Genomic DNA, 9,950 nt, shown 5'->3' with positions numbered 1-9,950 from the left:
GGTCGAGGAGGGACTTGAACCCTCACGCCTCGCGGCACATGACCCTTAATCATGCGTGTCTGCCAATTCCACCACTCGACCGATGGACTACGTTTTCGTAGCGAAGTTCGAAGGTGATACGTGTGTTTTTTTGTAGATCAATCACAAATTTCAAAAAAATAGAATTTTTCTTACAAAAAAGACAGTTCACATGCTTGTATCTTGAAAAATTTTCCCCTATCAACTCTGCATTCATCAAACTAACTCACGTGCCCAAGCTTCAATTGGCGCGTTTATCCCAGACCGTTATGGCTGAAAAACCAGTAAAAAACAAACCAGAGGCTCCTAAACAAGCACTCGACCTAAACGCACTCTCCGGCCTTGATTTCGGACCCAACTGGGCCGATGAAAATGCTAAACCAACTCGTCAAAAGAATTACGATTCTTCGGGCAAGGGGGGCAAAGCTAAGCGCGGCGGTGGCTCACGGGATCGTCGTTCAGGTGGTGCGCCTCGGGGACGCTCGGGTGGACCTGGTGGTTCCGGTGCAGCTGGTGGTTCTGGTGGTTCTGGTGGATCGGGCGAGCGTGGTGGTTTTGATCGCCGTGGTTCCGGTGGCGGTGGCGCTCGTGGACGCCGAGACGACCGCGAGGGCGGCCGTGGGCGCGATGCTCGTGGGGAACGTGGGGGACGCGAGGGACGTGGTGCTCGTTATGGCGCGCCAGCTCCTTTTGAGCCTACTGTGAAGGTCGACCTCTATCCGCAGGACGAGGCGTTTGAGGCTTTAATTAATCGCCTACGCTCCAGTGCGCGTACCTATCAGCTTTTCGATATCGCGCATTTGTTGTTGGAGAAGCCAGATCGTTACATTGTAGTCATTTCGCCTAAGCCCACAAAGAGCGGCGAAGCGCCACAGCTCTATTATTCAGTGCCGGGGCACCTGCCTTTCGAAAGCGAAGAAGAAGCGATCAATTATGTGATTTCGAATCACCTCGATCTTTTCTTTGATATCGAAGAAATCGAAATAGATCCGCCTAAGGGGAATTTTCAAATGATCAGTCGCTGCACGATTACGGGTGAGCTGATCGGGCCGCCAAATTATCACCGATATCAGGAGTTTTTACAACGTCACTATGCCGCACGCATCACTGGCATGTCGTTTGAGCGCTTTACTTCCAAGTTGGAGGGGGTCAAAGAGCAGGAGCAAATTGATGCATGGCTCGAATCGATGAAGAAGGGGGCGCGTTATACGGTCAAGGATCGTCAAGAAGGCGAGCCTGAAGCGTTTGAGAGCTTAGAGGCGGCACGCCACTTCCTATTACAGCATCGTAAAGATAAAGTCGTCGGCTCGGGGGAGACGATTCGCTTTGCGGGGCGCGATATTGAGCGTTTACCGCAGGGAGACATCCGTCGCTCGGTGGAAGCGTATGTCGAAAGTCAAAAGCACTTCCCGCTGGATTCGGCGAATAATATTCGTGGACGCTTACGTCGCCACAAGTTCGCAGTGTATAAGAAGGGCTCCAAGGGAGTTTCTTATGTCTGCGCGGTGAAACGTAAATTCCGTGATAGCCAAACATCATTTACTATTTCGATACGTGATTTGATCGAGTTTATTGAAAAGCATCCGGACATGCCTGCATCTAAGTTGCCGAAAGAATACATTGGCATCGATACAGAAAAGCAGAAGCCAGAAGCGCTTAAGATGACCGAGGCGGAGGTGGAAGCGGCTGCAAAGGCTAAAAGCGAAGCCGAGGCTCAGGCCGCCCAGTCAGCTGAAACTGCCCAAGCTGCGGAATCGGCTGTCGCAGCCGATTCTACTGAGTCGGCCGAGCTTAAGTCGCAGTCTGTAGAGGCAGAGCAGTCTGCAGGGGCAGAGGCAGAGCAGTCTGCGCCCGCCTTAGCTGAAGGTGCCACCGCTTCGACAGATGCCACTCCTAAGGTTGCTTTGAGCGCTGAGGACGAGAAGAAGCTTGGGCAGTTGATGCTGGATTTGCGCTGGTTGATTACCGAAGGCTATGTGACCGAATACGGGGATGGTCGTCTTTTTGCTGCGCCGCCAATGCCGGAGGCGAAGCCTAAGGAAGCGCGGGTGCGTAAGCCGAAGCCAGCAGCTCAGGCTCCGGCCGTAGCGAAAAAGGAGTCTACGGAAGTTTCGGATGCCTCACAGCAGTCATCCGCTTCTTCAGGGGCCGATGTAGATCCAAGCGCGACGTCTTAGTTTGTCTTCCATGCGGCGTTTATTGACTGACTACGGCATTCTTGTGTTGGCAGGGGTGCTGTATGCAGTCGCCTTGAAGTATTTCGTGTTACCGTCAAAAGTCATTTTGACGGGCACGGAGGGCATCGCGACTGCGCTTTCCTACTACTACGATAGCTATTGGCTGTTCATCATTCTTTATATGGTGTTTCAAGCTGCACTACTGAGCTTTGCTTTTGCGCACGTGAGTCGAGTCTTTGCGCTAAGGTCTTTGGTGGTGGTGTCGGTGGTGGTGTTGGCTCTAGCCTGTTTGCCGGAACTGCGATTTGCGGATCCCGATCCATCAAATGAGCGCATTATATTAGTGCTTTTTGGTGGCTTGCTGGCTGGTGTGGCTAAAGCGATGGCTTTTACCCATCGTGGCTCTACTGGGGACGAAGATATTTTGGGCGCGTATTATGCTTCCAAATATTTGAAACCTGTTGGCTCGATCGCGATTATTGCGGCGGTGATCTCTACGACCTTTGGTCTGAATATGGACCTCATCAAGAATGGTGAGTTTGAGTTGGTAGTGAACACATTGATGTATACCTGCATCTATATCTTCGCGTCGGCAGAAACGCTGAATAATCTCTATAAGAAATTTAAGATCACTATGCTTGTGATCATCACCAACGAGCTTAAGTCGGTGGGAGATGCGATCACTGCTGCATCGGCACACCGCACCTATACGGTGCATGAGGGCACTGGGGGGCACCGCGGGGAAATGCGCCATATTGTGCGGACTATTATTACGCATGAGGAGCTGCCGCAAATGGTCGCGAGTATACAGGCAGCAGACCCAGGTAGTTTTTATTATCATCACGATATCGAAGGCATTTCCGGACGCTATTATATCGCGCCGATTGCCTGACACGCATGGTTTCCTAACTTTTCACTCGCAACGCCTATCCCGCTTGGCGTATCTCCTATATTGTGAATTTTAAACATGTAGCCATCGAATCAATCGCGTATGCGCTCCCGGATGAGGTTTGGACCTCGGCGGATGTGGAGGCGAAGCTGGCCCCCGTCTATCAGCGCTTACGCCTGCCCGAAGGGCGCTTGGAGCTGATGACAGGCATCAAGGAGCGCCGTTTTTATCCGGCCGGTACGCCGGCATCCGTCGCTTCGGCGCAAGCTGGTGAAGCGGCCTTGGCGCAGTCCTCATTTGGACGCGAGCAAATCGACCTTTTGATTCATTCCGCAGTATGCCGCGACCGTCTGGAGCCTGCCACGGCGGCCTATGTGCACGGCTTGCTGAAATTGCCGGGTCATACTCAAATTTTTGATGTGTCCAATGCCTGTCTTGGTTTTCTGAATGCCATGGTGGTGGCCGGCAGCATGATTGAGAGTGGGCAGATTGAGCGCGCTTTGATTTGCTCCGGCGAGAATGGGCGTCCTTTAGTGGAGAACACCTTGCAGCAGTTGCTCAATCCCGAGCTGACACGTCAGTCGATTAAGCCGTATTTTGCCAATTTAACGATTGGGGCCGGTTCGGTGGCAGCGGTGCTTTGCCGCAAGGAGCTCGCGCCTAAGTCCTGTCCATTAATGACGGCAGCTGTGGTGGAGACGGATACATCGCACAATGCTCTCTGTCAGGGGGACAGCGCGGGCGATGCTTTGGAGATGTTGACTGATTCGGAGGAGCTGCTAGTCGCGGGCATTGCCGTGGCGACTCGTGCTTGGGCGCAATTTGTGGCCGCCACGGGCTGGACCGCAGACACCCCGGACCGAGTGATTACCCACCAAGTGGGCAAAGCGCACACGCGTGAATTATTCAAGGCGTTGGAGCTGGACCTCAGTAAAGATTTTACCACTTTTGAAACGCTGGGCAATGTCGGCTCGGTTTCGTGTCCGATCACGCTAGCGACTGCAATGGAGCAGGGCGCTTACAGCCCAGGTCAAAAGGCCGCACTGCTAGGAATTGGCAGTGGTTTAAGTAGTATAATGATGGCCGTGGAGTGGCCCCAATCATGACTGTCGCACGCGCAACCCAACTTCCCGCTGATGTACGCTTAGAGTACCCTTTTGCGAGTAACGAGTTCGATCTTAAGTCTGGTGCGACCATGCACTACTTGGATGAGGGCACTGGCCCTGTGGTGCTCATGTTGCATGGCAATCCCACTTGGTCGTTTTACTACCGCAACTTGGTGAAGACTATGCAGGCCGCTGGCTATCGCTGTATTGTGCCGGACCATATCGGTTGTGGCCTTTCGGATAAGCCGCAGGATTATAAATACACTTTGCAGCAGCGCATTGAGGATGTCGAAGAACTGCTCGACCATTTGGCGATTGAGCAATTCAGTCTAGTCGTGCACGACTGGGGCGGTGCGATTGGTTGCGGCGTCGCGGGGCGCCGACCCGATGCACTCGAGAAGTTGGTGCTGCTGAATACCGGTGCATTTCGTTCTAAGCGCATACCTTTTCGAATCGCGGCGATTAAAGTGCCCTTCGTGGGAGAGTTTGTGATTCGTGCGCTGAATGGGTTTGCCGGGCCCGCCGCGACGATGGCGGCCAAGACACCACTTACTCCCACGGCGAAGCGCGGCTTATTGTGGCCGTATCGTAACTGGCGTGATAGGGTGGCAGTTTGGAACTTTGTGAAAGACATTCCATTGAGTGCGTCTCATCGTTCTTACCAGAGCTTAGTCGATGTGGAGACGGGCTTGGCGAAACTCGCAGGTAAGCCGATCCAGTTGGTTTGGGGCAAGCGCGATTTTTGTTTTAGTATGCGCTTCCATGAGCGTTTTAAGGAATTCTTTCCTCAGGCGGAGTCGTGCGTTTACTCGAAGCATGGGCACTACATTCTTGAAGATGGCGGCGATGGAGTGTGGCAAAATATTGCGCACTTTTTGCAGGCTTAATTTTATTTAGTCTTAGCGCTTGTGCTTCGCTTGTTCGGATGAAGTTTTGAGTGAGCGCTTTGCTTATTTGCCCTATTAATGGATCTTCTATGTTGATTTATTGTCCCTAGAATGCCATATGCATCGTTCCTAATCTAGATCTAGACTTGATTTAGCTAAGGTAATATCCTTATTGGCCATGTGTCCTAGTATTGGGAAACTACGTTGATTTACTCCTACTTAAATGCCAGCAGCTTCAAAGCCCCTTATTTCATTACCGGCTCATTGTCCGTGGGGCATCGCTGTGTTTTCGTATAGCACAGGTCGAGTTGTCGCTGCGAACGATACGATGGGGGTGGTATATGGCTGTCGCGAGGGGCTGGCTGCTGGAGAGTTGTTTACTCTTTCGGTTGAAGAACCTTTTCAGGTCAAGATCGTGTCTTTGAAACCCGGGGGAAAGTGGACGGGGCGTATCTATCCGCAAACGAATAAACACGGGATTAGTTCTGTAGAAGTTGTTTTGGAGCGCTTGTCGAACGACTCGGACCAAGTTTGGCTTTATGTGTTGGAGCACCCCTTGGTAAATAAAGAGGTGCGCTTCAGTAGTCGCAGCGAGTTGAATATGTTGCGCGTACTGTTGGATAATACCTTGGAGTATGTGTTCTTTCGCGACTTGAAGGGGAACTTTATTCTCGCGAATAAGGCGTTTCGTTCGGCGGTGGCCGTGAGTGGATACAGCCCCAGCGTGGATACCAAGATTGAAGATTTCGTCTCTGTTAAAAGTGCGGCCTGGATGAAGTCGCTTGATATGCGGATGATCGAGACCGGGAAACCGGTCGTCAACGAGGTGTCACTTTTTGTTTTTCAAAATGGTACTAAACATTGGTTGCAGTTGACGACTGTGCCTGTGCGCAGCGATGAAGGTGTCATTATTGGCTCGCTCAGTGTCGCGCGCGATATTAGTGATTTGAAACGCACCGAGTCAGAATTACGCAGTGCGATTGCTGAAGCCCATGAGGCCAGCCGTGCTAAGGGCGATTTCTTAGCGGCCATGAGTCACGAGATTCGTACGCCGATCAATGGTATTATTGGGGCTTCTGAGCTGTGTGGTGAAACTGCTCTGGATATCGAGCAGCGTGGCTACCTCGATACCGTTCTGCAGTGTGGCACGACTCTATTGAGCTTGGTGAATGATGTGCTCGATTTTTCTAAAATAGAGGCCGGTCAACTCAATCTGGAGAGTCTCAATTTCAGCCCACGTAATTTGATCGAGTCTGTCGCTGAGGAGTTTACGCCTGCTACGCGCGCGAAGGGCTTGGAGCTGGTCGTGAGTTATGATGCCGAGCTACCCGAGTATATGTTAGGAGATCCAACTCGTGTGAAGCAGGTCTTCTATAATTTAGTAGGCAATGCTGTGAAGTTCACGGATACGGGTGAAATTGTGCTGCGTGCGCAGGTGATTGACTTACAAGAGGAGCAAGTGCGTGTCTTGTTTTCAGTGAGCGACACTGGCATCGGTATTTCCAAAGATCGTCAAGATGCGATTTTTAACAGCTTCACCCAAGCGGATATGTCAACCACCCGTAAATACGGAGGTAGCGGTTTGGGGCTTTCGATTTGTCGCGAATTGGTTCGTTTGATGGAGGGGACTGTCAATGTTAGCAGTGAGCTCGGGCAGGGTGCATGTTTTCAGTTTGAAGTTCCATTCCAACTTACGAGGAACTCGGGTGCACAAGTGGTTCCTTTCAATGCCGAGTTGGCTGGCTTGCGGGTGTTGATCGTTGACGACAATCATACCAATTGTGATCTTTATCAACAAATGTGTGCCGCTTGGGGGTATCGCAGCCACGTTGTGCACGATGGCTTATCCGGCCTCGCTGCGTTGGAAGAAGCAATACGGGTGGACGATGCCTATCGCCTGATCTTACTCGATCAGCAAATGCCCGGCTTGAGTGGTTTGGACTTTGCGAGCTTAGTGCGTTCACGCTCGGATTTGCGTACGACTGAAGTGATTTTACTGTCTTCCTCGTTGAATCAGCAGGAGTCGGAGCGCGCTAAGGAGATTGGTGTGTCGCGTGCTTTGTCGAAACCCGTCAAGCGGGCGACTTTACAAGAGGTCATTCTCGAAACCTTCGAAGTGGCGGGGGCGAGTGGGCGCTTGCCGACGCGCCCTCCCTACGAAGTCGCAAAAACGAATAAGTCCTTACACATCCTGCTAGTGGAGGATAATCCGATCAATCAAGATCTGGCTTTTCGTCGTTTGAAGAAGCTGGGGCATACTGTCGCCTTAGCTGAAAACGGACATAAAGCAGTCGAAATGGTGCAGCAAGAGGCTTTTGATTGCATTTTGATGGATATTCAAATGCCCGGGATGGATGGCTATGAGGCCACGCGTGTGATCCGTTCTCATGAAGCTGCGAGTCGTTTGCCGCGGCAGTATATTATTGCAATGACGGCACATGCCATGAAAGGAGATCGAGAGCTTTGTATCGATGCAGGCATGGATAATTATATTCCGAAGCCCTTTCGTGTGGAGGTGCTCAAGCAAGTTTTGGAAGATGCCAGCTTGGCTCATCCTGAATGCTGCTCCGCGAGTGACGACTTTGAGTTCAATCACTCAAAAGCTCAATCTAGCGCCTCAAATGAGCCAAGTGAGCCAAGTGCCTTCAAACTTCGGCTGCAAGCAATGCAGGATGAGGATCGAGAGGACGTTATTGCGACGGCGCCGATATTTTTAAACTCCTTGCCCAAGGACATGGAGAAATTGAAAGAGGCGGTTAAAGCAAAATCGTTTAAAGACTGTTTTTTTGTCGCGCACAGTCTAAAAGGAGTGGCTGGAATTTTTGCTTGCGAGAACTGTATGAATCTCGCCGAAAACTTAGAGGTCACTTGTCGTGCCGAGGACATTGATCAATTAGAGGGCGATGCCGCTGCGCTACTCGATGCAGTGCAGACGCTAGCTTCAGAAATTGAGAGCTGCTTAGCGTAGGTGAGCGTAGATGAGCGTAGATGAGCGTAGGTGAGTGGAGGCTGGGAAACGTTCTGCTTGTTTTTCGGAGCCGCGCAAGGTGGCTGCGAAAGGGGGGCAAAAATTCGCTCGTTTGCACAATTGCTTTTTGTGAGAATCCCGCTTTACTCGCGCGCTTATGAGTTCCGTCCTGCAATTGCTCCTCGAAGGTGAGCATCTCAATACTGCCCAAATGGCGCAGGTGCTCGGCATGTCCGAGTCTGAGATCGAAGCCGAATTAACACGCCTAAAAGCCGAAGAAATTTTCCTCGGCTGGCGCCCCGTGCTCAATCCTGATCGAGCGCAAGAAAATGTCGTACGCGCGGTGATCGAGGTGAAGATTAGCCCCGAGCGCGATGGTGGCTTTGATCGCCTTGCGACTCGTATTGCTCGTTTTGATGCGGTTGAGTCCTGCTTCCTGATGTCAGGCGGCTACGATCTGCTAGTATTTGCGGCAGGTAAGGACTTACGCGAAGTTGCCTCTTTTGTGTCCGAGCGTCTCTCTACCGTGGAAGGTGTGCTTTCTACGGCCACGCACTTCATGCTGCGTGCGTATAAGGAGCAGGGCTATTTATTACTTTCGCCCAGCGAGCGCGAAGATAAACCAGCTGTCAGCCCATAATGAGTGATAATGGTCAACATTTTGTAGCCGACCACGTAGCGGGTCTGCCGCGTTCGGGTATTCGCGATTTCTTTTCGATTGTTGCGGCCATGCCGCAGGCGATCTCACTTGGTATCGGCGAGCCCGATTTTGTGACGCCTTGGCACATCCGAGAGGCTGCTATTTTTGCACTCGAGAAGGGGAAGACGAGTTACACGGATAATCTCGGCCTGATTCGTTTGCGTCGTGAGATCAGCAGCTACGTTGAGAATAATTTCGGCATAAGCTATCATCCCGAAACGGATGTTTTGGTGGCGGTTGGAGTCTCGGAAGCCTTGGATATTGCGCTGCGTGCGGTGCTCAATCCCGGTGATAAAGTGCTCTATCACGAGCCGTGCTATGTTTCCTATAGCCCGAGCATCGTGTTGGCGCATGCTCAGCCCATTGCGGTTGGCACTTCTGCCGAGGATCAGTTCGGGATCGATCCCGAGCGAGTCGAAGCTGCTTGGGAGCCCGGATGTAAGGTACTGATGCTCAATTTCCCCACCAACCCTACCGGTGGGGTGACGGAGCGCGCCAAATTGGAGCGCCTCGCAAAGTTTGCGATCGAAAAAGACTTGCTGGTCATCAGCGACGAAATCTATTCGGAGCTGACTTTTGAAGGCGAGCACACCAGCATCGCCTCGCTGCCAGGCATGCAAGAGCGCACCATCTTCTTACATGGCTTTTCTAAGGCATTTGCGATGACGGGCTTCCGCATTGGTTATGCATGTGGTCCAAAGCCATTGATTGAGGCCATGATGAAGGTGCACCAGTATAGCATGCTCTGTGCGCCCATTCTTTCGCAAGAGGCTGCCATTGAAGCACTCAAAAACGGCGCACCTGCGGTGGCGAAGATGAAAGAGCAATATCACCGCCGTCGCGACCTTATCGTGCGGCGTTTTAATGAAGCAGGCTTGGACTGTCACTCGCCCAAGGGCTCTTTTTACGCCTTCCCGTCGATCCAGTCCACCGGTCTGGATTCCTTGAGCTTCTGCAAGGGCTTGCTAGATGAAGAGGAAGTCGCAGTGGTGCCAGGCACTGCTTTTGGTCCCAGTGGCGCAGGTTTTGCCCGCGCTAGCTTCTCTACCAGTTACGAACGCATCATCGAAGCCACCGACCGTGTCGAACGCTATGTTGAAAAATTAAGCAAACGGGCTTAATCTTTCTATCCGCGCCATGGCCCCGCTCAGCTGTCTCAACCTAGGCTGGCCAGCGGCGCAATTTACTGTATTAATTCAAAATAA

Annotated in this window: 7 protein-coding genes and 1 tRNA gene; 7 read left to right on the top strand and 1 reads right to left on the bottom strand. The window is 51.9% G+C overall.

All coding sequences use genetic code 11. From position 1 onward, the window contains the following. A tRNA-Leu gene (locus QEH52_RS14605) sits at positions 1-81 on the bottom strand. Positions 82-287: 206 nt separating this feature from the next. On the opposite strand from QEH52_RS14605, the gene QEH52_RS14600 reads away from it, so the two are divergent. The 7 genes from QEH52_RS14600 to QEH52_RS14570 all read left to right on the top strand — a co-directional run bounded on the left by QEH52_RS14600 (position 288) and on the right by QEH52_RS14570 (position 9,866). Next, the gene (locus QEH52_RS14600; protein WP_308951423.1) at positions 288-2,195 is read left to right on the top strand and encodes a hypothetical protein; all 1,908 of its coding nucleotides are present in this window, start codon (positions 288-290) and stop codon (positions 2,193-2,195) included. Between the two features lie 10 nt (positions 2,196-2,205). Further along, complete coding sequence (locus tag QEH52_RS14595; protein WP_308951422.1) at positions 2,206-3,087, top strand: YitT family protein; 882 nt, start codon at positions 2,206-2,208, stop codon at positions 3,085-3,087. 62 nt (positions 3,088-3,149) lie between these two features. Next, entirely contained in the window at positions 3,150-4,190 is a 1,041-nt protein-coding gene (locus QEH52_RS14590; RefSeq protein WP_308951420.1) for a 3-oxoacyl-ACP synthase III, read from the top strand. Beyond that, complete coding sequence (locus QEH52_RS14585) at positions 4,187-5,077, top strand: alpha/beta fold hydrolase (protein WP_308951418.1); 891 nt, start codon at positions 4,187-4,189, stop codon at positions 5,075-5,077. Before QEH52_RS14590 ends, QEH52_RS14585 begins: the two co-directional genes overlap by 4 nt. Positions 5,078-5,360: 283 nt before the next feature. Beyond that, positions 5,361-8,045 carry a response regulator gene (locus QEH52_RS14580; protein ID WP_308951417.1) on the top strand — a complete coding sequence of 895 codons (2,685 nt, stop codon included), beginning with the start codon at positions 5,361-5,363 and terminating at the stop codon, positions 8,043-8,045. Positions 8,046-8,202: 157 nt separating this feature from the next. Further along, positions 8,203-8,685, top strand: a complete 483-nt coding sequence (locus QEH52_RS14575; RefSeq protein ID WP_308951415.1) for an Lrp/AsnC family transcriptional regulator — start codon at positions 8,203-8,205, stop codon at positions 8,683-8,685. After that, complete coding sequence (locus QEH52_RS14570) at positions 8,685-9,866, top strand: aminotransferase class I/II-fold pyridoxal phosphate-dependent enzyme (RefSeq protein ID WP_308951413.1); 1,182 nt, start codon at positions 8,685-8,687, stop codon at positions 9,864-9,866. Before QEH52_RS14575 ends, QEH52_RS14570 begins: the two co-directional genes overlap by 1 nt. The last annotated feature ends 84 nt before the right edge of the window (positions 9,867-9,950 follow it).

It is taken from the genome of Thalassobacterium maritimum (genome assembly GCF_031127805.1).
In the GTDB taxonomy this organism is placed as follows: domain Bacteria; phylum Verrucomicrobiota; class Verrucomicrobiia; order Opitutales; family Coraliomargaritaceae; genus Thalassobacterium; species Thalassobacterium maritimum.
The sequence above is the reverse complement of the archived record's forward strand: the minus strand, read 5'-3'. Positions and strand labels throughout refer to the sequence as shown.

Excerpts from the sequence above, each read along its gene's own strand:
- QEH52_RS14600 (WP_308951423.1), top strand. The coding sequence starts at position 288 with ATGGCTGAAAAACCAGTAAAAAACAAACCAGAGGCTCCTAAACAAGCA.
- QEH52_RS14595 (WP_308951422.1), top strand. The coding sequence starts at position 2,206 with ATGCGGCGTTTATTGACTGACTACGGCATTCTTGTGTTGGCAGGGGTG.
- QEH52_RS14585 (WP_308951418.1), top strand. The coding sequence starts at position 4,187 with ATGACTGTCGCACGCGCAACCCAACTTCCCGCTGATGTACGCTTAGAG.
- QEH52_RS14575 (WP_308951415.1), top strand. The coding sequence starts at position 8,203 with ATGAGTTCCGTCCTGCAATTGCTCCTCGAAGGTGAGCATCTCAATACT.
- QEH52_RS14570 (WP_308951413.1), top strand. The coding sequence starts at position 8,685 with ATGAGTGATAATGGTCAACATTTTGTAGCCGACCACGTAGCGGGTCTG.